This is a genomic window from Variovorax sp. GW460-12-1-14-LB1, assembly GCF_059423605.1.
The window spans coordinates 57,157-82,186 of sequence record NZ_JBWKYF010000021.1; the positions used below are offsets into that span (position 1 = coordinate 57,157).

24 protein-coding genes and 1 tRNA gene are annotated in these 25,030 nt (G+C 66.4%); 13 read left to right on the top strand and 12 right to left on the bottom strand.

Features of this window, described 5'->3' with window-relative positions; translation table 11 throughout:
• The first annotated feature begins 128 nt into the window (after positions 1-128).
• Positions 129-797: an RNA pyrophosphohydrolase gene (locus tag AC07Y4_RS13450; RefSeq protein WP_062474507.1), complete on the top strand. Its 669-nt coding sequence runs from the start codon at positions 129-131 to the stop codon at positions 795-797.
• Positions 745-1,338, top strand: coding sequence for a CNP1-like family protein (locus tag AC07Y4_RS13455; protein ID WP_495269090.1), 594 nt, complete (start codon positions 745-747; stop codon positions 1,336-1,338). Before AC07Y4_RS13450 ends, AC07Y4_RS13455 begins: the two co-directional genes overlap by 53 nt.
• Positions 1,339-1,375: 37 nt before the next feature.
• Here the strand turns inward: AC07Y4_RS13455 and proB are convergent, their stop codons facing one another.
• From proB to rplU, 4 genes are all read right to left on the bottom strand, one after another.
• A complete protein-coding gene (proB, locus tag AC07Y4_RS13460; RefSeq protein ID WP_495274663.1) occupies positions 1,376-2,515 on the bottom strand; it encodes a glutamate 5-kinase in 1,140 nt (379 codons plus the stop codon).
• Positions 2,516-2,595: 80 nt separating this feature from the next.
• Entirely contained in the window at positions 2,596-3,672 is a 1,077-nt protein-coding gene (gene cgtA, locus AC07Y4_RS13465; protein WP_062474512.1) for an Obg family GTPase CgtA, read from the bottom strand.
• 72 nt (positions 3,673-3,744) lie between these two features.
• Positions 3,745-4,005, bottom strand: coding sequence for a 50S ribosomal protein L27 (rpmA, locus tag AC07Y4_RS13470; protein WP_013543198.1), 261 nt, complete (start codon positions 4,003-4,005; stop codon positions 3,745-3,747).
• 12 nt (positions 4,006-4,017) lie between these two features.
• Positions 4,018-4,329, bottom strand: coding sequence for a 50S ribosomal protein L21 (gene rplU, locus AC07Y4_RS13475; RefSeq protein WP_062474515.1), 312 nt, complete (start codon positions 4,327-4,329; stop codon positions 4,018-4,020).
• A gap of 182 nt (positions 4,330-4,511) precedes the next feature.
• On the opposite strand from rplU, the gene AC07Y4_RS13480 reads away from it, so the two are divergent.
• From AC07Y4_RS13480 to AC07Y4_RS13525, 10 genes are all read left to right on the top strand, one after another.
• Complete coding sequence (locus AC07Y4_RS13480) at positions 4,512-5,504, top strand: polyprenyl synthetase family protein (protein WP_159278182.1); 993 nt, start codon at positions 4,512-4,514, stop codon at positions 5,502-5,504.
• A 52-nt stretch (positions 5,505-5,556) separates the two neighbouring features.
• Positions 5,557-5,633: transfer RNA gene (locus AC07Y4_RS13485), tRNA-Pro, on the top strand.
• 115 nt (positions 5,634-5,748) lie between these two features.
• Positions 5,749-7,482: a type IV-A pilus assembly ATPase PilB gene (gene pilB, locus AC07Y4_RS13490; RefSeq protein ID WP_492694035.1), complete on the top strand. Its 1,734-nt coding sequence runs from the start codon at positions 5,749-5,751 to the stop codon at positions 7,480-7,482.
• A gap of 24 nt (positions 7,483-7,506) precedes the next feature.
• Positions 7,507-8,736 (top strand): type II secretion system F family protein, encoded by a 1,230-nt coding sequence (locus tag AC07Y4_RS13495; protein WP_369631666.1) that lies wholly within the window; start codon positions 7,507-7,509, stop codon positions 8,734-8,736.
• Positions 8,736-9,701, top strand: coding sequence for a prepilin peptidase (locus tag AC07Y4_RS13500; protein WP_495274664.1), 966 nt, complete (start codon positions 8,736-8,738; stop codon positions 9,699-9,701). The genes AC07Y4_RS13495 and AC07Y4_RS13500 overlap by 1 nt, the downstream gene beginning before the upstream one ends.
• Before the next feature lie 13 nt (positions 9,702-9,714).
• A complete protein-coding gene (gene coaE / locus AC07Y4_RS13505; RefSeq protein ID WP_495274665.1) occupies positions 9,715-10,326 on the top strand; it encodes a dephospho-CoA kinase in 612 nt (203 codons plus the stop codon).
• A 76-nt stretch (positions 10,327-10,402) separates the two neighbouring features.
• Positions 10,403-11,896, top strand: a complete 1,494-nt coding sequence (locus AC07Y4_RS13510; protein WP_159274970.1) for an MBOAT family O-acyltransferase — start codon at positions 10,403-10,405, stop codon at positions 11,894-11,896.
• Positions 11,897-11,902: 6 nt separating this feature from the next.
• Positions 11,903-12,934 carry a hypothetical protein gene (locus AC07Y4_RS13515; protein WP_495274666.1) on the top strand — a complete coding sequence of 344 codons (1,032 nt, stop codon included), beginning with the start codon at positions 11,903-11,905 and terminating at the stop codon, positions 12,932-12,934.
• 36 nt (positions 12,935-12,970) lie between these two features.
• Positions 12,971-13,726 (top strand): cell division protein ZapD, encoded by a 756-nt coding sequence (gene zapD / locus AC07Y4_RS13520; protein ID WP_495274667.1) that lies wholly within the window; start codon positions 12,971-12,973, stop codon positions 13,724-13,726.
• An 8-nt stretch (positions 13,727-13,734) separates the two neighbouring features.
• Positions 13,735-13,944 carry a DNA gyrase inhibitor YacG gene (locus AC07Y4_RS13525; RefSeq protein ID WP_062474531.1) on the top strand — a complete coding sequence of 70 codons (210 nt, stop codon included), beginning with the start codon at positions 13,735-13,737 and terminating at the stop codon, positions 13,942-13,944.
• Positions 13,945-13,983: 39 nt separating this feature from the next.
• Here AC07Y4_RS13525 and AC07Y4_RS13530 read toward each other — a convergent pair whose 3' ends face one another.
• Genes AC07Y4_RS13530 through secA form a run of 5 tightly spaced genes read right to left on the bottom strand, consistent with a single transcriptional unit; the run spans position 13,984 to position 21,364 of the window.
• On the bottom strand, positions 13,984-15,948 hold the full coding sequence (locus tag AC07Y4_RS13530; protein ID WP_495274668.1) for an acyltransferase family protein: 1,965 nt from the start codon (positions 15,946-15,948) through the stop codon (positions 13,984-13,986).
• 37 nt (positions 15,949-15,985) lie between these two features.
• The gene (locus AC07Y4_RS13535) at positions 15,986-16,444 is read right to left on the bottom strand and encodes an NUDIX domain-containing protein (protein WP_070063620.1); all 459 of its coding nucleotides are present in this window, start codon (positions 16,442-16,444) and stop codon (positions 15,986-15,988) included.
• A complete protein-coding gene (locus AC07Y4_RS13540; protein ID WP_495274669.1) occupies positions 16,441-17,316 on the bottom strand; it encodes an ATP-binding protein in 876 nt (291 codons plus the stop codon). The genes AC07Y4_RS13535 and AC07Y4_RS13540 overlap by 4 nt, the downstream gene beginning before the upstream one ends.
• Positions 17,313-18,542, bottom strand: a complete 1,230-nt coding sequence (gene argJ, locus AC07Y4_RS13545) for a bifunctional glutamate N-acetyltransferase/amino-acid acetyltransferase ArgJ (protein WP_495274670.1) — start codon at positions 18,540-18,542, stop codon at positions 17,313-17,315. Before argJ ends, AC07Y4_RS13540 begins: the two co-directional genes overlap by 4 nt.
• Positions 18,543-18,577: 35 nt before the next feature.
• On the bottom strand, positions 18,578-21,364 hold the full coding sequence (secA, locus tag AC07Y4_RS13550; protein ID WP_495274671.1) for a preprotein translocase subunit SecA: 2,787 nt from the start codon (positions 21,362-21,364) through the stop codon (positions 18,578-18,580).
• Between the two features lie 204 nt (positions 21,365-21,568).
• Here secA and AC07Y4_RS13555 point away from each other — a divergent pair, with 204 nt between their 5' ends.
• On the top strand, positions 21,569-21,877 hold the full coding sequence (locus AC07Y4_RS13555) for a DciA family protein (protein ID WP_062474543.1): 309 nt from the start codon (positions 21,569-21,571) through the stop codon (positions 21,875-21,877).
• A 21-nt stretch (positions 21,878-21,898) separates the two neighbouring features.
• Here AC07Y4_RS13555 and AC07Y4_RS13560 read toward each other — a convergent pair whose 3' ends face one another.
• From AC07Y4_RS13560 to AC07Y4_RS13570, 3 genes are all read right to left on the bottom strand, one after another.
• Positions 21,899-23,134 carry a pyridoxal-phosphate dependent enzyme gene (locus tag AC07Y4_RS13560; protein ID WP_095949380.1) on the bottom strand — a complete coding sequence of 412 codons (1,236 nt, stop codon included), beginning with the start codon at positions 23,132-23,134 and terminating at the stop codon, positions 21,899-21,901.
• Between the two features lie 109 nt (positions 23,135-23,243).
• Positions 23,244-23,966, bottom strand: a complete 723-nt coding sequence (locus AC07Y4_RS13565) for a PA4824 family protein (RefSeq protein WP_495274672.1) — start codon at positions 23,964-23,966, stop codon at positions 23,244-23,246.
• 53 nt (positions 23,967-24,019) lie between these two features.
• Positions 24,020-25,027: a response regulator gene (locus tag AC07Y4_RS13570; protein WP_495274679.1), complete on the bottom strand. Its 1,008-nt coding sequence runs from the start codon at positions 25,025-25,027 to the stop codon at positions 24,020-24,022.
• Between the last annotated feature and the right edge of the window lie 3 nt (positions 25,028-25,030).

Genomic DNA, 25,030 nt, shown 5'->3' on the forward strand with positions numbered 1-25,030 from the left:
GCGCAGGTGGGTTCGAAGTGAGGAGGGAGACAGGCACCCCGGAGAGACCCTGAGAGCCCGGAACCGGTCGCTTGCCGAGTGCAACCCGGCATGCATAATCGACTCAGTTCAAAAATTGGGGTTTGATTATGCTCGACCGGGACGGCTTCAGGCCCAACGTCGGCATCATCCTGCTCAACCAGAGAAACCAGGTTTTCTGGGGCAAGCGCATACGCACGCATTCCTGGCAGTTTCCGCAAGGCGGCATCGACCGTGGCGAAAGTCCCGAGCAAGCCATGTTCCGGGAACTGCACGAGGAAGTCGGGCTCCACCCGGAGCATGTGCGCATCGTGGCCCGTACCCGCGACTGGTTGCGCTACGAGGTGCCGGATCGGTTCATCCGCCGTGACGCACGGGGCCACTACAAAGGCCAGAAGCAGATCTGGTATCTGCTGCAACTTGTCGGCCACGACTGGGATCTCAACCTGCGTGCCACCGACCATCCCGAATTCGACGCCTGGCGCTGGCATGACTACTGGGTCCCGCTCGACGTGGTCGTCGAGTTCAAGCGCGGCGTCTACGAGATGGCGCTTACCGAGCTTGCTCGCTACCTGCCCCGGCAGGATTTCCGCAACCGCTTCCTGCGCAGTAACGTGCGCGCCCGAGAATTCGAGCGCCACACGCTGGACCATGGAGCGCCCGCGGGCCTCGATCTGCCGCCCGGCGGCAGCTTCGACCCGCATCCCGACATTCCTTCTGCGAGCGATGAACCTCCTCCCAAGAACAGCGCGCCCTCTTCTTTCCCGACGCCACGCTGAGCGTGCGCTCGTCATCGCCTGCGTCAGCCTGCTGGCCGCCTGCGCCTCCCGCGGCTACGACACCGACAACCCCGACTGGGCCCAGGCCGGCATGCCGCCGGCGCCCAAGAGCACCGAGCAGGACAAGGAGTGGGAAGAAACCGCGGTGCCGCCGCCGCCCGCCTTCAGTGAAAGCCGTCTGCTGCCGATCGCGATGCCGCCCTACATGACGCTGAAGTTCGGCGTCGATCCGAACACCATCGCCATCACGAAGGACGGCATCGTGCGCTACGTGGTGGTGGCGCAGAACCGGGCCGGTGGCGCCGTCAATGCGTTCTACGAAGGCGTGCGCTGCTCGACGGCGGAGATGAAGAGCTATGCCCGCTTCAACAACGGTGCCTGGCAGGAAACGAAGACGCCCGAGTGGAAGCGCGTAAGGGACATGAACTCCAGCTACGTGCCGGCGCTGGCGTCGCAGGGCCTGTGCCGCGGCAACGCACCGCGCAGCTCGGTCAACGAGATGGTGCAGAACATCCGCAACCCGCTGCGCGAACTGCCCTGAAGCAGCGGCGGGGCACGGCGCCCCGCCCTGGCGGCGATCAACCGGGCATCAGCACCATGTTGTCGCGGTGCACCATCTCCGGCTCGGCCGCGTAGCCCAGCAGCCGCTCGAACTCGGCCGAAGGCTTGCGGCACAGCAGCCGGGCCTCCACGCTCGAATAGTTGGCCAGCCCGCGGGCCAGTTCGACGCCGTCGACGTCGCGCACCGCAATCACGTCGCCGCGCGAGAACTCACCCGACACACCCGTCATGCCGATCGGCAACAGGCTCTTGCCTTCGCCGCGCACCTTGGCGGCCGCGCCGGCGTCGACGATGACGGCACCACGCAGTTGCAGGTGATCGGCCATCCAGCGCTTGCGTGCCTGGTGCTTGGCGGTCTGCGCCACCAGCAGCGTGCCGATGGATTCGCCGCGCGTGAGCCGCAGCAGCGCGTCGGCTTCGCGGCCCCAGGCGATGACCGTGGAAGCGCCGGACCCCGCCGCGCGCTTGGCCGCGAGGATCTTGGTGATCATGCCGCCGCGCCCGATGCTCGAGCCGGCGCCGCCCGCCATGGCTTCGAGCGCCGGGTCGCCCGCGGCGGCCTCGTGCACGAATTTCGCGCCTGGGTCCTTGCGCGGGTCGGCCGTGTACAGGCCCTTCTGGTCGGTCAGGATGATCAAGGCATCGGCTTCGACCAGGTTGGCGACCAGGGCGCCGAGCGTGTCGTTGTCGCCGAACTTGATCTCGTCGTTGACCACCGTGTCGTTCTCGTTGATCACCGGCACCACGCCCAGGCGCAGCAGCGTGACCAGGGTCGAGCGTGCATTGAGGTAGCGCTCGCGGTCCGCGAGATCGGCGTGCGTCAGCAGCACCTGCGCGCTGCCGATCTGGTTCTCGCGCAGCTTGGTCTCGTACATCTGGGCCAGGCCCATCTGCCCGACGGCCGCCGCGGCCTGCAGTTCGTGGATTTCGTGCGGCCGGGTCTTCCAGCCCAGGCGCTTCATGCCTTCGGCGATCGCGCCGCTCGACACCATGACCACCTCGCGCCCATCGCGCACCAGCTCGGCCAGTTGCCGGCACCACTCGCCGATGGCGCCTTCGTCGAGGCCGCGCCCCTCGTTGGTCACGAGGCTGGAGCCCACCTTGACGACGATACGGCGGGCATCCCGCAAGGCAGTGGAACCGGAATTCGAGGTCATGAAGGAAGAAGGCGTGTTTCAGGGATGCAGCCTGCGCTGCTTGCTATCCATTTTGCAGCACCGAAGGCGCCGCAACGCCCTCAGTTTCCTTCGGGCGGCAGAGGAACGAAGCGCGGATCGACCACGACGGTTTCGTGCTCGGCCACTTGCTGCGCCTTGACCTGCTGGTACACGGCCTTGATCAGGTGCTCGCAGCCTTCGCGCGTGAGCGCCGAGATCTCGAAGACCGGGCCCTTGAAGCGCAGGCGCTTGACGAAGTCCTTGACGCGCGCGGCGCGCTCGTCGTCCGGCACCATGTCCAGCTTGTTCAGCACCAGCCAGCGCGGCTTCTCGTGCAGCGCCGCGTCGTACTTCTTGAGCTCGGCCACGAGGGCCTTGGCCTGAGCGACCGGGTCGACGCTGTCGTCGAACGGTGCCATGTCGACCACATGCAGCAGCAAGCGGGTGCGCTGCAGGTGGCGCAGGAACAGGTGACCAAGGCCGGCGCCTTCCGAGGCACCTTCGATCAGACCGGGCAGGTCGGCCACCACGAAGCTTTGCTCGGGGCCGACGCGCACGACACCGAGGTTCGGGTGCAGCGTGGTGAAGGGGTAGTCGGCAATGCGCGGACGGGCGTTCGAAACGGCGCTGATCAGCGTCGATTTGCCGGCATTCGGCATGCCCAGCAGGCCCACGTCGGCCAGCACCTTGAGTTCGAGCTTGAGGCTCTTCTTCTCGCCGGGCCAGCCGGGCGTCTTCTGGCGCGGCGCGCGGTTGATCGCGCTCTTGAAGCGCATGTTGCCGAAGCCGCCGTCGCCGCCCTTGGCGATGGTGATGACCTCGCCGTCCTTGAGCAGCTCGTACAACACCTCACCCGTCTCAGCGTCGGTGATGATCGTGCCGACAGGCATCTTGAGGACGATGTCGTCGCCGGCGGCGCCGAACATGTCGGAGCCCATGCCGTGCTCGCCGCGCTTGGCTTCGTGCCGGCGCGAGTAGCGGAAATCGACCAGGGTGTTGAGGTTCGAGTCGGCCACCGCGAACACGTGGCCGCCACGGCCGCCGTCGCCGCCGTTGGGGCCGCCGAACTCCTTGTACTTCTCATGACGGAACGACACGCAGCCGTTGCCGCCATCGCCCGCGGCGATGTCGATGAAGGCTTCGTCGACGAACTTCATGGGATGTCCAGTTTACAAATGAAGAAGCCCCGGCAATGCGGGGCCTCGGAAAGATCGAAGTGACTGCGGGGCTTAGGCCGCGGGCGTCACGTTGACCATGTGCTTGTTCAGCGCACCCTTGTGACCGAACGACACGTGGCCGTCGACCAGGGCGAAGAGCGTGTGGTCCTTGCCCACGCCGACGTTCACGCCGGGGTGGAACTGGGTGCCGCGCTGGCGCACGATGATCGAGCCTGCGCTGATCAGTTCGCCGCCGAAGGCCTTCACGCCGAGCATCTTGGGCTTGGAATCGCGCCCGTTTCGCGTGGAGCCGCCGCCTTTTTTCTGTGCCATGGAATGTGCTCCTTAGCCGGCGATCGCGCCGATTTGCAGTTCGGTGAACTGCTGGCGATGGCCTTGACGTTTTTGATAGTGCTTGCGACGGCGCATCTTGAAGATGCGAACCTTGTCGTGCAGGCCGTGCGACAGCACCGTGACTGTCACCGTTGCGCCGGACACCAGGGGCGTGCCAACCTTGATTTCAGCGCCGTTTCCGACAGCCAGAACCTGGTCGATCACGATTTCCTGGCCTACGTCCGCAGCAATCTGTTCTACTTTAATTTTCTCGCCGGAAGCAACGCGATACTGCTTGCCGCCGGTTTTTATGACCGCGTACATGTAAACCTCTTAGAAATGAGTCTCCGCAGCGAATTCCGCAGAGCCCAAGATTATAGCGCGGTTTGCGAACACTCACCACCCCGACGCTGAGACGCTCCAGGGAATCGTGCACGGCTCCCTATAATTCGCGCGTTCCGGCCTCCAGGGCCGCCCTCATCCTCGCAGCGCCCCGCGCCTTCGCTTTGCCAGTTCCCGCCGCCGACACCTCCCCCACCGCCACCGTGCTGGACCTGATTGCCGGCGACATGGTCGAAGTCGACCGTGTGATCGCCCAACGCCTCAATACTGGCGTTCCGCTGGTCAGCCAGGTTTCGCAATACATCATCTCGGCCGGTGGCAAGCGGCTGCGGCCGGCGCTGCTGCTGCTCATGGCAGGCGCGCTCGGCTACACGGGCGAACAGCGCTTCAACTTGGCGGCCGTGGTGGAGTTCATCCACACCGCGACCCTGCTGCACGACGACGTGGTCGACGAATCGACCCTGCGCCGCGGCCGTGCCACCGCCAACGAATCCTTCGGCAACCCAGCCAGCGTGCTGGTGGGCGACTTCCTGTACTCGCGCGCCTTCCAGATGATGTTGGATGCAAACAACATGCGCATCATGCAGATCCTGGCCGAAGCGACCAACGTGATCGCGGAAGGCGAAGTGCTGCAGCTGATGAACATGCACGACGCCTCGCTGGACGAAGCAGCGTACCTGCGCGTGATTCGCTCCAAGACCGCCAAGCTCTTCGAGGCAAGCACCCGGTTGGCGGCCGTGCTGGCCGGCAGCACATCCGAAGTCGAAGAGGCCTGCGCCACTTACGGGCAAGCACTGGGCACCGCCTTCCAGGTGATCGACGACGTACTCGACTACGCGGGCGACGCCCAGGAAACCGGAAAGAACGTCGGCGACGACCTGCGCGAAGGCAAGACCACTCTGCCGCTGATCTTCGCCATGCAGCGCGGCACACCCGAACAGAGCACGCTGGTGCGCGCCGCCATCGAGGCCGGAGATACCGCCCAGCTGGGGAAAATCGTCGAGATCGTTCGCGAAACCGGCGCGCTGGAAGCCTCACGCGCGGCTGCCGCGGCAGAGGCCGAACGCGCAATTCATGCATTGCGCGACCTTCCGTCGAATTTGCACGCTTCAGGTTTGCTACAATTAGCGGCTCAGTTGCTTGAGCGACGTGCCTGAAACACCTCCACAGAGTTGGCATCTAGGACGAGTTCTTTTTCTTGCAACCAATCGGGGTGTAGCTTAGCCTGGTAGAGCGCTACGTTCGGGACGTAGAGGCCGGAGGTTCGAATCCTCTCACCCCGACCAGTTTTTCTCGACTGGTCCAGTTAATGTCAGCCCCTGTTGCTGTGTAACGATTTACAGCACAGGCGTGTTCAGCGATGATCGTGAAGCACTTTTTCACATCTTTTGCATTCGCTGAATGGCCGCTGCCGAAATTCCCGTTAAAGAAACTACGCAGATCGCCCTTCCCGGCCTGGCGCGCGCCCTCGTGTCGGCCGGCAAGCTCGCGGCGAAGACAGCCGAAGACATCTATCAGAAGTCACTGAGCGGCCGCACCAGCTTCATCGCCGAACTGACCGGCACCGGCGCCGTCTCGGCCGCAGACCTCGCCCACACCCTGTCAAGCGCCTTCGGCGCCCCGCTGCTCGACCTCGATGCCATCGATCACCAGCGCCTGCCCAAGGACCTGCTCGATCCGAAGCTCTGCCATGCGTACCGCATCGTCGTTCTCAGCAAGCGCAACAACCGCCTGATCGTCGCGACGGCTGATCCGTCGGACCAGCAGGCCGCGGAAAAGATCAAGTTCGCATCGCAGATGGGCGTGGACTGGGTCATTGCGGAGTACGACAAGCTCTCGCGCATGATCGAAGCCGCCGCAGCCAGTGCTGCGGAAACGATCAACAGCATCGTCGGCACCGAGTTCGAGTTCGACGACGTCACGGCCGACACCTCGGGCGATGCCAACGAACAGGCCATCGCCGAGGTCGAAGACGCACCCGTGGTGCGCTTCCTGCACAAGATGCTGCTCGACGCCGTGAGCATGCGAGCCTCGGACATCCACTTCGAGCCCTACGAACACCACTACCGGGTGCGCTTTCGAGTCGACGGCGAGCTGCGAGAAATCGCCAGCCCACCCACGGTCATCAAGGACAAGCTGGCCTCGCGCATCAAGGTCATTTCGCGGCTCGACATCTCGGAGAAGCGCGTGCCGCAGGACGGCCGCATGAAGCTCAAGATCGGCCCCGATCGCGTGATCGACTTCCGCGTGAGCACGCTGCCCACGCTGTTCGGCGAGAAGATCGTCGTGCGTATCCTGGACCCGAGCAGCGCGCGCATGGGCATCGACGCCCTGGGCTACGACGCCGACGAAAAGGAACGGCTCCTCCACGCCATCGGCCGCCCCTATGGCATGGTGCTGGTGACCGGCCCCACGGGCTCGGGCAAGACCGTGTCGCTATACACCTGCCTGAACCTGCTCAACCAGCCGGGCGTCAACATCGCGACGGCAGAAGACCCGTCGGAAATCAACCTGCCCGGCGTCAACCAGGTCAACGTCAACGAGAAGGCCGGCCTCACCTTCGCGGCGGCGCTGCGCGCCTTCCTGCGACAGGATCCCGACATCATCATGGTCGGCGAAATCCGCGACCTCGAAACCGCCGACATCTCGATCAAGGCCGCGCAGACCGGCCACCTGGTGCTGTCGACGCTGCACACCAACGACGCCCCGACCACGCTCACGCGCATGCGCAACATGGGGATCGCGCCCTTCAATATCGCATCGAGCGTGATCCTGATCACCGCGCAACGCCTCGCGCGCCGGCTGTGCATGCTGTGCCGTGCGCCGATCGACATCCCGCGCGAAGCCCTGCTCGAAGCCGGCTTCAACGAGGAAGACATCAACGGCAGCTGGAAGCCCTACCGCCCGGTCGGCTGCGCCGCCTGCAGCGGCGGCTACAAGGGCCGGGTCGGCATCTACCAGGTGATGCCGATTTCGGAAGCCATCCAGGAAATCATCCTGCGCGATGGCAGCGCACTGGACATCGCGAACCAATCCGAAGCCGAAGGCGTGCGCTCGCTGCGCCAGTCCGGCCTTCGCAAAGTCATGCAGGGCCTCACTTCGCTCGAAGAAGTCGTGGCCTGCACCAACCTATAACGAACACACTGAACCGGAGATCGAATGGCAACAGTGGCATCCTCACGCTCCCAGGTCACGCACAAGGAATTCGTCTTCGAATGGGAAGGCAAGGACCGCAACGGCAAGCTGGTGCGCGGCGAACTTCGCGCCGCCGGGGAGAACCAGGTGCAGGCGGCCTTGCGTCGCCAGGGCGTGCTGGCCTCCAAGATCAAGAAGCGCCGCATGCGCTCGGGCAAGGCGATCAAGCCCAAGGACATCGCGATCTTCACGCGCCAGCTCGCGACCATGATGAAGGCCGGGGTGCCGCTGCTGCAGTCCTTCGACATCGTGGGTCGCGGCAACGCGAACGCGAGTGTCGCCAAGCTGCTGAACGACATCCGCAGCGATGTCGAGACCGGCACCTCGCTGTCGGCCGCTTTTCGCAAGTTTCCGAAGTACTTCGACAACCTCTATTGCAACCTGGTGGAAGCCGGTGAGGCGGCCGGTATTTTGGAGGACCTGCTCGACCGCTTGGCGACCTACATGGAAAAGACCGAAGCGATCAAGTCCAAGATCAAGTCGGCATTGATGTACCCGACCTCGGTGGTCGTCGTGGCCTTCGTGGTGGTGGCGATCATCATGATCTTCGTGATCCCTGCCTTCAAGCAGGTGTTCAGTTCGTTCGGTGCTGACCTGCCCGCGCCTACGCTCTTCGTGATGGCAATGAGCGAGTTCTTCGTTTCCTATTGGTGGCTGATCTTCGGCGTGCTCGGTGGTGGCATCTATTTCTTTCTGCAAGCGTGGAAACGCAATGAGCGCGTCCAGAAGGTCATGGACCGCCTGCTGCTGCGCATTCCCATTTTCGGCACGCTGATCGAGAAATCCTGCGTGGCCCGCTGGACCCGCACGCTCGCCACCATGTTCGCGGCCGGCGTGCCGCTGGTGGAGGCGCTCGACTCGGTGGGCGGCGCATCGGGCAACTCGGTGTACGGCGACGCCACCGCCAAGATCCAGCAGGAGGTCTCGACCGGCACCAGCCTCACGACGGCCATGACCAACGTCAACCTGTTCCCCTCGATGGTGATTCAAATGACCGCCATCGGCGAGGAATCAGGCTCGATCGACCACATGCTCGGCAAGGCCGCCGACTTCTACGAATCCGAAGTCGACGACATGGTCGCCGGCCTCTCCAGCCTGATGGAGCCCATCATCATCGTGTTCCTGGGCGTCATCATCGGCGGCATCGTGGTGTCGATGTACCTGCCCATCTTCAAGCTCGGCCAGGTCGTCTGATGCTGGTGTCGCAAGGGTTCGACACCGCATTGGCCGGTGTGCTGGGGCTATTGATCGGCAGTTTCCTCAACGTGGTGATCTACCGCACCCCGGTCATGATGTACCGGGGCTGGCTGGGCGATGCGGTCGCCAACCTCATGTCGTCGAAGGACATGCCTTCGCTCTGGTCACTGGTCTTCGGTCCGAAGGCCGTGCCGCCCGCAGGGCTCGAGGCGGCCGCCGACAAGGCCGCCGAAGCGCTAGAGAAGCTCCCGCCCTTCGACCTCACCCGCCCCGCTTCGCGCTGCGGCGCGTGCGGCCACAAGATCCGCTGGTACCAGAACATCCCCGTGCTCAGCTACCTCGTGCTGCGTGGCCGGTGCGCCAGCTGCAAGACCTCGATCAGCCCCCGCTACCCGCTCGTCGAGCTGATCACGGGCGCGCTGTTCGCCCTGTGTGCACACCGCTTCGGCATCACCCCCACGGGCGCGCTCTGGGCAGCCTTTGGCGCCGTGCTGATCTGCCAGTTCCTCATCGACTTCGACACCCAGTTCCTGCCCGACGCCCTGAACTACCCGCTGCTCTGGCTCGGCCTGGTCGGTGCCGCCATGGGCTGGACCGGCGTCAGCCTGAACACCGCGGTCTGGGGCGCCGTGTTCGGCTACCTGAGCCTGTGGCTTGTGTACCATGCCTACCGCCTGGCCACAGGCAAGGAAGGCATGGGACATGGGGACTTCAAACTGCTCGCCGCTCTGGGCGCCTGGCTCGGCGCCGACTACCTCATCGCAATCATCCTCGTCTCCTCGGTGGTGGGCGCCGTGATCGGCCTCACGCTGCGCTTCGCCGGCAAGCTGGCCCACAAGGACATTCCCATCGCCTTCGGCCCCTTCCTGGCCGGCGCCGGCCTGATCTGCCTCGTGGCCGGTCCCGCCGTCGTCAAGCAGTGGATTCCCTTCGCCTTCCCTTTCGGGGCCCTGGCCCTTTGAGAACGACAGCGGCATGGCGGTGAAGCGCATCGGCCTGACCGGCGGCATCGGCAGCGGCAAGAGCACGGTCGCGTCGCTGTTGGTGGCCGAAGGGGCGGTGTTGGTCGACACCGACGCCATCGCACGCAGCATCGCGCAGGCCGGCGGCATCGCGATGCCCGCCATCGAAGCCGCGTTCGGCCCCTCCGTCATCGCACCCGATGGCAGCCTCGACCGGGCCGCCATGCGCCAGATCGTGTTCGCCGACGCGGGTGCCAAGGCCCGCCTCGAAGCGATCCTGCATCCGCTGATCGGCGCCGAGACCCAGCGCCAGGCCGCTGCGGCCGGCGACGATGCCGTCGTCGTGTTCGACGTCCCCCTGCTGGTCGAATCCGGCCGCTGGCGCGCCCTCGTGGACCGCGTGCTGGTGGTCGATGCCCGCGAAGACACGCAACTGCAGCGCGTGGTCGCCCGCTCGGGATGGGAGCCCGAGGCCGTGCGCGCCGTGATCGCCCAGCAGGCGCCGCGCAAGGCGCGCCGGGCCGCCGCCGACGCCGTGATTTTCAACGAGTCGTTGACGCTCGCGGAACTGGGCACCGAGGTGCGGGGTCTCTGGAAGCTGTGGGCTGCGGCCACCACGCGATAATCCGAGACCAGCCGCCCCGGCGGCTCTATAACGATTACGACAAAAAGGCGCTCGCCACTGCAGTGCCCTCCCCGAGATGCTTTTCAACTCGTATCCCTTCATTTTTGTCTATTTCCCGCTGGTCCTGATCGGGTTCTTCCTGATCGGCAAGCGCAACGCCCGCGCCGCCGCCGGCTTCCTCGGACTGGCCTCGCTGTTCTTCTACGGCTGGTGGAGCGTGCAGGCCCTGCCGCTGCTGCTGGGTTCCATCTGCGTCAACTACTGGTTCGGCCTGCAGCTGACGCCCGCGCCGGGGCGCAACGACCGCAAGCGCAAGACGCTGCTGATCGCCTCGCTGGTGATCAACCTGGGCGTGCTGGCCGTCTTCAAGTACGCCAACTTCTTCCTGGAAAACGTCGATGCGGGGCTGGTCGCCGCGGGCCTCACGCCGATCGAGCTGGTGCACATCGTGCTGCCGATCGGCATCTCGTTCTACACCTTCACGCAGATCGCGTTCCTGGTCGACTGCTGGCAGGGCAAGGTGCACGAGCGCAGCTTCATCCACTACGTGCTGTTCGTCACCTACTTCCCGCACCTGATCGCGGGTCCGGTGCTGCACCACGCGCAGATGATGCCGCAGTTCGCGAACCCCGCGACCTACCGGATGGACCCGAACAAGGTCGCCATCGGCCTCACGATCTTCGTCTTCGGCCTCGCCAAGAAACTGCTGATCGCCGACCCCATGGGGCAGTACGCCGACCTGATGTTCAACGGCGTTCACAAGGGCATCGAGCCCACGCTGTACACCGCATGGTTCGGCGCGCTGGCCTACACGCTGCAGATCTATTTCGACTTCTCGGGCTACTCGGACATGGCCGTCGGCCTCTCGATGTGCCTGGGCGTGCAGCTGCCGCTCAACTTCCGCTCGCCCTACAAGTCGACCAACATCATCGAGTTCTGGCGCCGCTGGCACATCTCGCTGTCGACCTTCCTGCGCGACTACCTCTACGTGCCGCTGGGCGGCAACCGCAAGGGCCCGGCGCGGCGCTACCTGAACCTGTTCCTCACGATGCTGCTGGGCGGCCTGTGGCACGGCGCGGCCTGGACCTTCGTGGTCTGGGGCGCGATGCATGGTGCGTTCCTGATGGTCAACCACCTCTGGAACGCCAAGGTCCGCCGCAACGCCACCCCGGGGCGCATCGCGCGCGTGCTGGGCTGGCTGCTGACCTTCCTGTGCGTGGTGGTGGCCTGGATCGTCTTCCGCGCCGACGGCATGAACACGGCCATGTCCATCTACAAGGGCATGCTGGGGATGCACGGCGCACCGGTCTCGGCGTTCAGCGAGTTCGGCAAGGTGCCATTCCGCAAGCCGGAGTTCTTCCAGCTCATGCTGGTGGCCATCGTCATCTGCCTGACGCTGCCGCCGACCATCACCCTGGAGCGCTGGATTCCCCATCCCAAGTCGATGGCCGGCCGCCCGGTGATGGCCCGCCTGTCGACCGTGGTGCTCGCCATCGCTACCTTCGCACTGTTCGCGTGGTGCGTTTCGAAGCTGGGCGGCTACAGCCCCTTCCTCTATTTCCAATTCTGATTCGACATGACGACGACCACGACGCCCGCGAAAGTCTGGCTGCGGTTCTTCCTCTTCGGCTACTTCGTCCTGATGGCCCTGTGGATCATTTCGCTCACCAGCCCGGTGCCCTACGGCGACCTCACGCGCATCGGACGCCTGTCCGAACGCGAGTTCGGCTGGCGCGACCCGCCGCCCAAGGTCGACCCGGTCTACCTCGCCAGCACACCCATCGAACAGGCGGACGTGATGGTCGTCGGCGACAGCTTCTCCATGACGCACCGCTGGCAGTCCGTGCTCGCCAAGGCCGGCTACCGGGTCTCGACCTCGTACTGGGGCCAGTACGGCGAATCGCTGTGCGGCGACTTCAGCCAGTGGGTCCACGACTCCGGCTTCAAGGGCAAGCTGGTCATCATCGAAAGCGTGGAGCGCCTGCTGGACATGCGCATGCGCTACAGCGAGCGCTGCAAGGATGGCAAGACCATCTTCCCCTACAGCGCCAAGGCCGAGCCCCTCATCGAGCCCGACGAGACCGTGCCGGCCTTCGCGCCCAACTGGGAAGTCCAGTACATGACCGGCGTCGTCACCTACTACCACACGTGGAAGGCCAGGAACTCGCCGGTAGACACCTATTTCGATCGTGACACCTGGGTAAGGAAAGTCCCCGACGGTTGCAAATTCTTCTCGCATCGCCAGTGCGACCGGATGCCCTTCTTCCAGGAAGACGAGGACAATGGCCCGTTGACCTCCGACACGCTGGCGCGAATGAAGAACTTCACCGCTGCGCACAGCACCATCCCGCTCCTGTGGATGGTGGTGCCCAACAAGACCACGGTCTACCTCAAGCCCGATTTCTCGAAAGACTTCGAAAGCGGCTTCCGCGATGCGAAGCTGGGCCCCGACCTGTACGCCTTCACCCGCGAAAAGCACACGCAGATCCGCGACTTCTACTTCTCGAACGACACGCACATGTCCATGCACGGACAGCTCGCACTCGGCGAGCGCATGCTGGCCGCGGTGCGTGAAGTGATGCCCACACCCCCTTCCAAATCGCCCTGAAGTTATGATTCCGCGACAGGAAACCGACAAATACGCGTGATCCTCTACGAGTACCCCTTCAACGAGCGCATCCGCACGTACCTGAGGCTGGAGCATCTGTTCCGTCGCCTCGGGGAACTGGTGCCCTCGGAATCGCCGCTTTCGCACCACTACGCCCTGGTCACGATCTTCGAGATCATGGACGTGGCGGCGCGCGCCGACCTCAAGGCCGACGTGCTGCGCGATCTCGACAAGCACAAGAACGTCTTCAACAGCTACCGGGGCAATCCGGCCATCGCCGAGACGGTGCTGAACCAGGTGGTCGACCAGCTCGAACGCAACTTCAGCGCGCTCAACGGCGTGGCCGGCAAGGCGGGACAGGCACTCACCGAGAACGAGTGGCTCATGAGCATCCGCAGCCGCGCCGGCATCCCGGGCGGCACCTGCGAGTTCGACCTGCCCGCCTACTACGCGTGGCAGCACCGCACGCCGGCCAGCCGCCGCGCCGACCTGGAGCGCTGGTCGAACACGCTGTCGCCGCTGGCCTCGTCGATCTACCTGCTGCTCAAGCTGCTGCGCGACGCCGACGTGCCCTACAAGGTGATCGCCGCCCACGGGCAGTTCCAGCAGAACCTGCCGCAGGGACGCAGCTTCCAGCTGCTGCGGCTGCGCATCGATCCCAAGCTGGGCCTGGTCCCGGAAATCAGCGGCAACCGCCTCATGGTCTCGGTGCGGCTCATGCGGCACGAGGCCGACGACCGCCTGCACCCGAGCACGGAAGACACCCCCTTCGAACTGACCCTCTGCGCGTGAGGCCCGGTGTGAGCAAGAAGAAAGAAGACGAACGCATCGTCCGCTGCCCGACCTGCGGCGGCGACAGCATTTATGCGGAGCGCAACCCGTTCCGGCCGTTCTGCAGCGCACGCTGCAAGGGCATCGACTTCGGCGCCTGGGCGACCGAGGAATTCAGAATGCCGGCGGAGACACCGCCCGACGAAGAGCCCTTCGGCGATCCCAAGCTGCAGCAATAGATTGCATGCACGCCGCCGCAGCCTAGGGCTGCGGGGCCGTCAGTTGGCTGCCGCGGGCTGCACGCCCTCTTCCAGGAACACCTTGTCCAGGTAGGTCGCGAACTGCCGCGTGAACGCAGGCCGCAGATGGCCGTGGTCCTTGTAGGCCGGCGCACCGTCGGGCATGGTCCGCGGGCACTGGCCGTCCTTGCACAGGGCGCCCAGCACGTCGATCGCCTCCGCGCCGCTGGCGGCCGCGATCTGCAGGAGCCGCTGGTTGAGCTTCACCTGGTCAGCCAGCACGGGCGCGGTCGGCGAATTGCCCACCACCGAGAGCGTGCGCAGCCGGCTGCCCTCGATCATGCGGCGGGGTTCGAAGTCGTCACCCAGTGCGTTGTCCAGCAGCAGGTAGACCTTTTTCTTCTGCTTGACCAGTTCGGTCACCCAGGCCTGCAGCGCCGCCAGCGAGGGCTCGATGCCGGCGCGGTCGCCGCGGGTCAGGGAGAGCGACGCGCCGTTCGCGCGCAGCACGTAGTCCAGCGGGAAATCGCCCGTGAAGTAGCAGTTCCAGCAGCTGCCGATCAGCACGGTGTCGATCTGCGGGTCGCGTGCCATCGCCATCCACTGGTCGCGGGCCGGGCCGCAGCCGGGGTTCTGTTCGGCGAAGACGTTCGGAATGGCCGGGCATGCGCCGTAGGTGAAGAAGTACGTGGTCGCCATGCGCTCGGGCGCGAGGCGCGCCAGCTCCGCGGCGCGGGGGCCGTATTCGATGACGTGGCTGTCGCCGATCAGCAGCACCTTGCGGGCGCCGTTGCCGATGCGATTCACCGCGTAGGGGCCGAAGTTCTCCGAGGAGAAGCCGGCGTAGTAGTCGCCGTCCACCGTCGCATCGGTCACCTTCTGCAGCAGTTCGCTGTTGTGGCGGGCGGGCAAACCGTTGAGCACCGCCACGCCGGCCACGGCCACGAAGGCACCGGTGCCCACGAGCGTGCGCAGCATGCCCGCGCCCAGGCGGGCTCGCGTGAACCGCTCGATGAAGCGATAGGTCAGCCAGGCCAGCAGCACGCTCGCGACCACCATCGTCACGCGCGTGCCCACCGACGGCTCCGCGCCCTTGACGATCCGCGCATACACCAGCAGCGGCCAGTGCCACAGGTACAGCGGATAGCTGATCAGGCCGATCCACACCATCGCGCGGTTCGACAGGAAGTACTTGTTCAGCACCCCCGTCGGGCCGGCCGCGATGCAGCTCACCGCACCCAGCGTCGGCAGCAGCGCCCACCAGCCGGGGAAGGCCTTGTCGCTGCGGATCATCACGAGGCCCAGCACGATCAGGCCCACGCCCAGCACCGACTGCACATGGCTGCGCCAGACGCTCGGTGCCGACGGCTTCATCCGCATGCAGGCCAGGATGCCGCCCACCATGAGTTCCCAGAAGCGCGAGGCCGGCGAATAGAAGGCCGCCGTGCGGAACGGGTGGATCGTCGTCACGTTGATGAGGAACGACACCACCGCCAGCACCCACAACACCCGCACGATCGGCCAGCGACGGCGCCAGGCCAGCCCGAGCAGCAGCGGCCAGAAAATGTAGAACTGCTCCTCGATGCCCAGCGACCACAGGTGCAGCAGCGGCTTGGTCTCGGCGGCCGTGTCGAAGTAGCCGGCCTCGCTCCAGAAGACGAAGTTGGCCACGAAGCCCACGCCGCCCAGCGCCTGCTTGCCCAGCTCGACGAATTCCTTGTTCAGCAGCACGTACCAGCCGAAGGCCAGCACGCCCGCCAGCACCAGCATCAGCGCCGGGAAGATCCGACGGATGCGCCGTGCATAGAAGTCGCGGTAGCTGAAATCGCCGGCCGCGTGGCTCTGCATGATGATCGTCGTGATCAGGAAGCCCGAGATCACGAAGAAGATGTCGACGCCGATGAAGCCGCCAGGCAGCAGCTTCGGAAACGCGTGAAAGATGACGACCGAGGCCACGGCCACGGCGCGCAGGCCGTCGATGTCGGCACGGTACTTGGGATGCATATCTCTTACTTCTGGACCACGGTCGTGCCGTGCGTCGTCAGGCGACGGTCGACACCGCCTCGGCGGCCGACGCGGGCAGGCCGCGTTCCTCGACCAGCCACGCCAGCACCGGCAGCGCGCCCGGCAGCACCGGCGCCACGTCGAGCGGCAATTGCTGCCAGGCCATGGCCTGGCTTTCGCGCATTTCGAACTCGCCGGTCCAGTCCGTCACCTTGCACCAGTGCAGGCGCACCAGCGCGTGCGGGTAGTCGTGCTCCGTGACCTTCCAGACCTCGGCGCCGCCGATGGTGATGCCCAGTTCTTCCTGCAGCTCGCGGCGCAAGGCTTCCTCGACCGTCTCGCCGGCTTCGATCTTGCCGCCCGGGAACTCCCAGTAGCCCGCATAGGCCTTGCCTTCGGGGCGCGTGGTGAGCAGCAGCGCCTCGTCGGCCAGGCGGATCAGCACGCCGACGGCCACTTCGGTGTGCTTGCGCGCCGATGTCACAGCCTCGCTCACGCGCCGGCCCGCCCTGCGTAGTCGCGCGCGAACTGGTAGGCCACGCGGCCGCTGCGCGAGCCGCGCTCCAGCGCCCACACGAGCGCCTCGGGCCGCGCTGCGGCGATGGCCGCGTCGTCGACGCCGAACGACGAGAGCCACTGGCCCACGATCGTCAGGTATTCGTTCTGGCTGAAGGGGTAGAAGCTCACCCAGAGGCCGAAGCGCTCAGACAGCGAGATCTTCTCTTCGATCACCTCGCCCGGATGCACTTCGCCATCGTCGGTGTGGGTGTACGTGAGGTTTTCCTTCATGTACTCGGGCAAGAGGTGGCGCCGGTTGCTGGTCGCGTAGATCAGCACGTTGGGCGTCGAGGCGGCAATCGATCCGTCGAGGATCGACTTGAGCGCCTTGTAGCCCGGCTCGCCCTCGTCGAAGCTCAGGTCGTCGCTGAAGACGATGAACTTCTCGGGACGCTGCGACACCACCTCGACGATGTCGGGCAGGTCGGTGAGCTCGGCCTTGTCGACCTCGATCAGGCGCAGGCCCTGCGGCGCGTAGGCCTGCAGGCAGGCGCGGATCAGCGACGACTTGCCCGTGCCGCGCGCGCCGGTCAGCAGCACGTTGTTGGCCGGCTTGCCTTCGACGAACTGGCGCGTGTTGCGCTCGATCTTTTCCTTCTGGACGTCGATTTCCCTCAGCGAATCGAGCGCCATCGTGGCCACGTGCTTCACGGGCTCCAGCACGCCATGGCCGGAGCTGCGGCGACGGTAGCGCCACGCGATGGAGGCGCTCCAGTCGGCGGGCGCGGCCAGCGGCTGCGGCAGGATCGATTCGATGCGGCCGATGAGCTGTTCGGCGCGCTCGATGAGCTTCTGGAACTGCTCGTTCATGACCGGTAGTCGGCGTTGATGGTCACGTATTCGTGGCTGAAGTCGCAGGTCCACACGGTGTCGCTGGCGGTGCCGCGGCCCAGGCCGATGCGCACGGTGATCTCGCTCTGCTTCATCACGCGCTGGCCGTCTTCCTCGCGGTACGACGGGTTGCGCCCGCCCTTCACCGCCACGTGCACGTCGTCCAGGAACAGGTCGATGCCGGTCTGGTCGAGGTCGGCAATGCCGGCGTAACCGACGGCCGCCAGGATGCGGCCCAGGTTCGGGTCGCCGGCGAAGAAGGCGGTCTTGACCAGCGGCGAATGCGCCACGGCATAAGCCACCTGGCGGCACTCGGCCCCGTCCTTGCCGCCGTCGACCTGGATGGTGATGAACTTGGTCGCGCCTTCGCCGTCGCGCACGATGGCTTGCGCCAGCAGGCGGGCCACGTCGCGCATCGCGGCCACGAGCGCCTGGCCGTCGGCCGAGTCGAGCGAGGTGATGGTCGCGTGCGCGGCCTTCTGCGTGGCGATGACCACGAACGAGTCGTTGGTCGAGGTGTCGCCATCGATGGTCACGCGGTTGAACGAGGCTTCGGCCAGTTGCGTGGCCAGCGGCTGGATCAGCGACGGGTCGATCTTCGCGTCGGTCGCCATGAAGCCGAGCATGGTCGCCATGTTCGGACGAATCATGCCGGCGCCCTTGCTGATGCCGGTGATGGTGACCGTGGCACCGCCGATCTGCACCTGGCGGCTGAACGCCTTGGGGATCGTGTCGGTGGTCATGATGCCTTCGGCGGCACGGCCCCAGTTGTTTTCCGACGCGTCGGCCAGCGCGGCCGGCAGGCCGGCCTCGATGCGGTCCACGGGCAGCGGCTCCATGATCACGCCGGTCGAGAACGGCAGGATCTGCTCAGGTGCGAGCTCCAGGTGACGCGCCAGCGCGATGCAGGTGGAGCGCGTGCGCATCAGGCCGTCTTCGCCGGTACCGGCGTTGGCGTTGCCGGTGTTGATCACCATCGCGCGAATGCCGTAGTTGGCCTTCAGGTGGTCGCGGCAGACCTGCACCGGCGCGGCGCAGAAGCGGTTCTGCGTGAACACGCCGCCGACCGCCGAGCCTTCGTCGATCAGCACGACGGTCAGGTCCTTGCGGTTGGCCTTGCGCACGCCGGCTTCGGCCACGCCGATGCGGACGCCGGGCACCGCGAACAAGGCGGCGGGATCGGGAGCGGACAGGTTCACGGGCATGGGATTTCTCTCAATGAAAGGTGCGGGACTTCAGCTCAGTTCAGCTTGCCGTGGCACGCCTTGTACTTCTTGCCGCTGCCGCAGGGACAGGGGTCGTTGCGGCCGACGCGCGCAAACGCCGCGGCTTCGGCGCTCAGCGCTCCGGTGCCGACAGCCGCCAGGCGGCGCTGGTTCTCTTCGTCGACGCGCACCTCGACCTCGCCGGTCTCGGTGGGCGCGGTGTAAGTGATGTTCGAGACGTTCTCGCCGCGGCTTTCCATTTCCTCGGCCGCCTGCTCGAGCTGTTCGCCCGACTGCACGCGCACCGTCATGAGCTGGCGCGTGACTTCGTTCTTGACCGAATCGAGCAGCTGGCCGAAGAGCTCGAAGGCCTCGCGCTTGTATTCCTGCTTGGGCTGCTTCTGCGCATAGCCGCGCAGGTGGATGCCCTGGCGCAGGTAGTCGAGCGAGGCCAGGTGTTCGCGCCAGTGGGTGTCGATGCTCTGCAGCAGCACCATGCGTTCGAACTGGGTGAAGTTCTCCTGGCCGATCAGCGTGACCTTGGCGTCGAAGCTCTCGTTGGCGTAGGCCACGATCTTCTCGACCACTTCCTCGTCGGAGATGGCTTCGGACGCCTCGACCTGCTGCTTGAGCGGCATGTCGATGCCCCACTCGCTGAACAGGCTCTTCTCGAGGGCGTCGAGGTCCCACTGCTCCTCGACCGATTCACGCGGCACGTACTGGCGCGCGAGGTCGGTGAAGCAGCCTTCGCGCAGCGCGGCGATCTGCGCCGTGAGGTCGGCCGCGTCGAGGATGTCGTTGCGCTGCTGGTAGATCACCTTGCGCTGGTCGTTCGACACGTCGTCGTACTCGAGCAGCTGCTTGCGGATGTCGAAGTTGCGCGCCTCGACCTTGCGCTGCGCGCTCTCGATGCTGCGCGTGACGATGCCGGCTTCGATGGCCTCGCCATCGGGCATCTTCAGGCGGTCCATGATCGCCTTCACGCGGTCGCCCGCGAAGATGCGCATCAGCGGATCGTCCAGGCTCAGGTAGAAGCGCGACGAACCCGGGTCGCCCTGGCGGCCCGAACGGCCGCGCAGCTGGTTGTCGATGCGACGCGACTCATGGCGTTCGGTGGCGATGATGCGCAGGCCGCCCAGCGACTTCACGAACTCGTGGTCCTTGGTCCACTCGGCGCGCACATGGGCGATGTCGGCCTGCTTGGTGGCTTCGTCGCGACCTTCGTCGGCCTCGATCGCCTCGATCATCTTCTCGATGTTGCCGCCCAGCACGATGTCGGTACCGCGGCCGGCCATGTTGGTCGCGATGGTGATCATCTTCGTGCGGCCGGCCTGCGCGACGATGTCGGCTTCGCGGGCGTGCTGCTTGGCGTTGAGCACCTGGTGCGGCAGGCCTGCCTTCTCGAGCAGGGCGTCGATGATTTCCGAGTTCTCGATCGACGAGGTGCCCACCAGCACCGGCTGGCCGCGCTCGTAGCACTCGCGGATGTCCTGGATGGCTGCTTCGTACTTCTCGCGCGTCGTCTTGTAGACGCGGTCGAGCTGGTCGTCGCGCTTGCTGATGCGGTTCGGCGGAATGATCGTGGTCTCGAGACCGTAGATTTCCTGGAACTCGTAGGCTTCGGTGTCGGCCGTGCCGGTCATGCCGGCCAGCTTGCCGTACAGGCGGAAGTAGTTCTGGAAGGTGATCGAGGCCAGGGTCTGGTTCTCGGCCTGGATCTCGACGCCTTCCTTGGCTTCGACGGCCTGGTGCAGGCCGTCGCTCCAGCGGCGACCGCTCATGAGGCGGCCGGTGAATTCGTCGACGATGACCACTTCGCCCTGCTGCACCACATAGTGCTGGTCGCGGTGGTACAGGTGGCGGGCACGCAGCGCGGCATTCAGGTGATGCATCAGCGTGATGTTGGCCGGGTCGTACAGCGACGCGCCTTCGGGAATCAGCTTGAGCTCGCCCAGGATGCGCTCGGCGTTCTCGTGGCCGTCTTCGGTCAGGAACACCTGGTGGGTCTTCTCGTCGACCGTGAAGTCGCCGGGCACCGTGACGCCCTCGCCCGTGCGCGGATCGGCTTCGCCTTCCTGCTTCTTGAGCAGCGGCACCACCTTGTTGATCGCCAGGTACAGGTCGGTGTGGTCTTCGGCCTGGCCGCTGATGATCAGCGGCGTGCGGGCCTCGTCGATCAGGATGGAGTCCACCTCGTCGACGATCGCGAAGTTCAGGCCGCGCTGCACCCGGTCGCCGGGCTCGTAGACCATGTTGTCGCGCAGGTAGTCGAAGCCGTACTCGTTGTTCGTGCCGTACGTGATGTCGCTGCCGTAGGCGGCCTGCTTTTCCTCGCGCGGCATCTGCGGCAGGTTGATGCCGACCGACAGGCCCAGGAAGTTGTACAGGCGGCCCATCCAGGTCGCGTCGCGGTTGGCCAGGTAGTCGTTCACCGTGACCACGTGCACGCCCTTGCCGGACAGCGCGTTCAGGTACACGGGCAGCGTGGCGGTCAGCGTCTTGCCTTCGCCGGTGCGCATTTCGGAGATCTTGCCGTTGTGCAGCGCCATGCCGCCGAGCAGCTGGACGTCGAAGTGGCGCATCTTCATGACGCGCTTGGAGCCTTCGCGCACGGTGGCGAAGGCTTCGGGCAGCAGGTCGTCGAGCGACTCGCCCTTGGCGATGCGGTCCTTGAATTCCTGCGTCTTGGCGCGCAGCGCGTCGTCGCTGAGCTTTTCGAATTCGGGTTCGAGCGCATTGATGCGCGTCACCGTCTTGCGATACTGCTTGAGGAGCCGGTCGTTGCGACTGCCGAAGATCTGGGTCAGGAAGTTGGTTGCCATGGGCGTGGAGAGGGGCGGGCACCTGACACGACAGGCACTGCGACCGGATTCCCTAAGATATGGTGAAAGCAGTTGGGCGCACCTTCTTCGAATGCAAGCTTCGCAAGTCTCGAAGTCGGATGGCCCCGTTCCGGAACAAACGCCGACGCACGCGTCGGCAAACCGGGCATTTTAGCTGTCTTGTTTCTAACCCCTGGATTACCCATGTATCGCCGACTGCCCCCCGCCATTTCACTGCACGATGCTGCGGCAGGCGCCCCCACCCTGGGGAGCCTGATGGCGCGCGCGCGGGACACGGCCGAGCGGCTGAAGGCGATCGAAGGGTTGATTCCGCCGGCCATGCGCGCGGCCATCCAGCCCGGGCCGGCCGAGGGCGACGTGTGGTGCCTGCTGGTCAAGGGCAGCGCCGCGGCCGCCAAGCTGCGGCAGCTGTCGCCGATGCTGGTCACGCGGCTGAAGAACCGGGGCTGGGACGTCGCGACGATCCGCATCAAGGTGCACACGGGGCGCTGAGCCCCGGGGTCGCGCACCGCCTCAGGCGGCCACGGCGCGATCGGGCCAGCTCGGGTCGCTCGATGCGTCGGAGGTCAGCACCATCACGACATGCGCATCGGCCGCGATGGTCTCGGCCTCGCGCAGCTGCCGCACGGCCCCCAGGCCCGCCGCCGCCGCGAGTTCGGCGCTCACGCCGGCCGCAGTGAGCAGCCGCCGCGCCGCGCGGGCTTCGTCGTCGCCCACCACCACGGCACCGCCGCCGCTGGCCGTGGCGGCCTGCCATTGCAGATAAGTGACCGTCGCGCCCGCGCTCGACAGCTGCGCCGTGCGACCGGGGTAGCTGCCGTTGAGCGCCCCGCCGCCGAGCACGCGCGACAGCCGCGGAAAGGGCTCGACCAGCCACATCCGCGGCAGGCGCGCGATGCGCCCCGCCGCCAGCAGCTCGCGAAAACCGGCGTAGATGCCCCACGCCATGTCGCCGCGGCCGGTCGGCACCACGACGTGATCAGGCAGGCCGCCGTCCTTCAGGCACTCTTCGGCGATGGCCTTGTAGCCCTCCACGCCCAAGGGCGCGCTGCCCAGCGCCGGCAGGCGGTAGTTGGAGAGCGCGAAATACCCCGGGTACTGCGAGCGCTCGCGCACGAAGCCCCAGCGGCCGGTGTTGTCGGCGAACACATAGCGCCGCGCGCCCAGCGCGTCGAGCTGGCGGGCATAGGTGGCGGGCATCGCCTCGTAGGAGGCCACCTCGCAACCGAGCCCCGCGGCCCAGGCGTAGTGCGCCGCCGATACCGCCGTGTTGCCCGACGAGGCGAGCACCAGCGTGTGGGCGCCGGCGTCCAGCGCCTGCGCCACGCCCATCGCGGTCAGCCGGTCCTTGGGTGAGCCGGTCGGGTTGCGCGATTCGTCCTTGATGCTCAGGCGCGCGATGTCGAACTGCCGCGCGAGCTCGGGCATGTCGTGCAGCGGCGTGTTGCCCTCGCCGAGCGAAAAGCCCTGCACGTACGGCATCGGCACCACGTCCGGGCCGCCGGGCCGGTAGCTGGCGCGCAGCCCGACGTGAAAGCCGGCCTGCCGGCAGGCCGGGCAGCCGTCGTTGGCGAGCGTGACCGGGTACAGCGCGTCGCAGCGCAGGCACTGCAGCCCCTGCAGGCGCGGATTGCGCTGCGGCGTGAACGAGCGGCCGAGCACCCCGGCCGGCCGCCCCGGCAGGAAGGTCTGCGCGGGGCTCTCCGGCGGCGCGGTGAACTTGAAGTCCAGGACGGGCGATGGGGTCACGGATCGTTGACTCGTTAATAAATGTGACGGAATCTTATTCAAAATCAACGAAATCCACGATACGGGAGTTCATCCCATTGCAGCGGATTTCAGTTTTCCTTCACTTATTTCATTTCCAGGTGAATTCGTGGTTCAGCCCGATCACCACGCCGCGCACGCCCTGCGGCCCGGTGCGCGAGGTGCTGATGTCGACACTGATCAGCGGCGTCAGGCTGAAACGGCCGCCCACGCGCGAGGTCCACAGGCCCCCGGCCCGGTGGCGCTCGGCGATCAGCGACACGGCGTCGTTCAGCGCCCACTCCACGGCCAGGCCGCCGCGCGGCGTGCGCGCGCCGGTGCCCAGCGCCCAATCGGCGCCCAAGTTGGCATGAATCTGCAGGCTGGCCGTGGGCCGCCAGGTCAGCGGCACCACCAACTGGCCGCCCCAGCGACCGCCGCGCCGCAGGTCGGCCACCGCGCCCATCGACACGGCGGCGCTGAAAGGCGCGTCGGCGGCCGCGCCGGCAAAGGTCCACTTGAGCTGCGGGCCGCCCGTGACCGAATGGACGCCCTGCGCCGACAGCCGGTCGAAATTCAGCCCCAGCTCGACCGGCCCGACCCGGCAGGCCGGCCCGACATGGAAACCCGTCGTGACCGGCCCGGCGCCGCTGCGGCCCCACCAGGTCTCGTACTGGCACTGGCCGGGTCGAGCGTGCCGGCGTCGTCGACATCGAAGTGGCCGGCGGCTTGTGCACCCAGGCCCGGCAGCGCCGCGAAGGCGGCCAGGAGCAGGCGTGCGGTGCGCGTGTTGTTGTTCTTCATTTCGTGCTTCCCTCGGAGAGCCCTGCCTCATTCTAGGAAGCCGGAAAGTCCGCGCTATGACGCGGCAACGCCATCCCCCACCCTTCAGAGTTCGAACTGCGGCTGCAGCTCGCGGATGCGCTTGATCGCCACGCCGGCTGCTGCCGTGCGCGTCTCCACGCCCAGCTTCACGTACACGCGCTCCAGGTGCTTCTTGGCGGTGGCCGGGCTGCTGCCGAGGATCTCGCCGATGTCCTTGTTGGTCTTGCCCTTGACCACCCAGTACAGCACCTCGGCCTCGCGCGCCGTGAGCTTCAGGCTCAGGCTCATGGCCTCGATCACGGCGGTGTCGGAGACCTCGCGCATGACGATCATCCATTCGTCGCCGGTGTCGTCCTCGCCGGTCTGGCGGTGCAGCCGCAGGCTCAGGCTGCGCGCGCCCTGCGCGATGACCAGCGCGGGCGGCTCGATGCCGCGCGCGCGGGCGTCGGGCGCGTGCTGGCGCAGCCAGCCGAGCACCGCCGGCGGCGTCTCGGGCGCCTGCGTCTCGCAGTAGCGCGCCAGCAGGTCGCGCGCCAGCGCCGTCTGCCAGATCAGCCGCCCCTCGGGCAGCCGCACCGTGATGCTCGCGTAGCCGAAGGCGTCGAGCGCATTGCGTGCCTGCCCCGCCTGGTGCGCCTCCTGCCGCGCGCGGCGCGCGCCCTGCAGGTGCACGTTCATGCGCGCCAGCACCTCCTTCGGCTTGATCGGCTTGGTGACGTAGTCGACCCCGCCCGCCTCGAGCGCGGCCACGAGGTGCTCGGTTTCGGTCAGGCCGGTCATGAACACGATGGGGATGTGCGCGGTGGCCACATCGGCCTTGAGCCGGCGCGCCACTTCGAAGCCGTCGATGCCCGGCATCATCGCGTCGAGCAGCACGATGTCGGGGCGCGCCTGCGCGGCGCGCTGCAGCGCCTGCTCGCCGTTCGTGGCGATGAGCACGGTGTAGCCCGATTCGTCGAGCGCGTCGTGCAGCACGGCGAGGTTGTCGGGCACGTCGTCGACGATCAGCACCAGGTCGCCGTGGGCGCCCTGCTGCTCGCGCAGCGTGCGGGCGAGCGGCGAAGCGGGCATGGT

What these genes read in the sequence shown, in the direction of transcription:
- AC07Y4_RS13570 (WP_495274679.1), bottom strand. Translation starts at nt 25,027, where the DNA reads ATGCCCGCTTCGCCGCTCGCCCGCACGCTGCGCGAGCAGCAGGGCGCC.
- proB (WP_495274663.1), bottom strand. Translation starts at nt 2,515, where the DNA reads ATGACCTCGAATTCCGGTTCCACTGCCTTGCGGGATGCCCGCCGTATC.
- secA (WP_495274671.1), bottom strand. Translation starts at nt 21,364, where the DNA reads ATGGCAACCAACTTCCTGACCCAGATCTTCGGCAGTCGCAACGACCGG.
- rplU (WP_062474515.1), bottom strand. Translation starts at nt 4,329, where the DNA reads ATGTACGCGGTCATAAAAACCGGCGGCAAGCAGTATCGCGTTGCTTCC.
- AC07Y4_RS13530 (WP_495274668.1), bottom strand. Translation starts at nt 15,948, where the DNA reads ATGCATCCCAAGTACCGTGCCGACATCGACGGCCTGCGCGCCGTGGCC.
- AC07Y4_RS13455 (WP_495269090.1), top strand. Translation starts at nt 745, where the DNA reads ATGAACCTCCTCCCAAGAACAGCGCGCCCTCTTCTTTCCCGACGCCAC.
- AC07Y4_RS13555 (WP_062474543.1), top strand. Translation starts at nt 21,569, where the DNA reads ATGTATCGCCGACTGCCCCCCGCCATTTCACTGCACGATGCTGCGGCA.
- AC07Y4_RS13495 (WP_369631666.1), top strand. Translation starts at nt 7,507, where the DNA reads ATGGCAACAGTGGCATCCTCACGCTCCCAGGTCACGCACAAGGAATTC.
- argJ (WP_495274670.1), bottom strand. Translation starts at nt 18,542, where the DNA reads ATGCCCGTGAACCTGTCCGCTCCCGATCCCGCCGCCTTGTTCGCGGTG.
- coaE (WP_495274665.1), top strand. Translation starts at nt 9,715, where the DNA reads ATGGCGGTGAAGCGCATCGGCCTGACCGGCGGCATCGGCAGCGGCAAG.
- AC07Y4_RS13500 (WP_495274664.1), top strand. Translation starts at nt 8,736, where the DNA reads ATGCTGGTGTCGCAAGGGTTCGACACCGCATTGGCCGGTGTGCTGGGG.
- rpmA (WP_013543198.1), bottom strand. Translation starts at nt 4,005, where the DNA reads ATGGCACAGAAAAAAGGCGGCGGCTCCACGCGAAACGGGCGCGATTCC.
- AC07Y4_RS13510 (WP_159274970.1), top strand. Translation starts at nt 10,403, where the DNA reads ATGCTTTTCAACTCGTATCCCTTCATTTTTGTCTATTTCCCGCTGGTC.
- cgtA (WP_062474512.1), bottom strand. Translation starts at nt 3,672, where the DNA reads ATGAAGTTCGTCGACGAAGCCTTCATCGACATCGCCGCGGGCGATGGC.
- AC07Y4_RS13540 (WP_495274669.1), bottom strand. Translation starts at nt 17,316, where the DNA reads ATGAACGAGCAGTTCCAGAAGCTCATCGAGCGCGCCGAACAGCTCATC.
- AC07Y4_RS13450 (WP_062474507.1), top strand. Translation starts at nt 129, where the DNA reads ATGCTCGACCGGGACGGCTTCAGGCCCAACGTCGGCATCATCCTGCTC.
- pilB (WP_492694035.1), top strand. Translation starts at nt 5,749, where the DNA reads ATGGCCGCTGCCGAAATTCCCGTTAAAGAAACTACGCAGATCGCCCTT.
- AC07Y4_RS13565 (WP_495274672.1), bottom strand. Translation starts at nt 23,966, where the DNA reads ATGAGGCAGGGCTCTCCGAGGGAAGCACGAAATGAAGAACAACAACAC.
- AC07Y4_RS13515 (WP_495274666.1), top strand. Translation starts at nt 11,903, where the DNA reads ATGACGACGACCACGACGCCCGCGAAAGTCTGGCTGCGGTTCTTCCTC.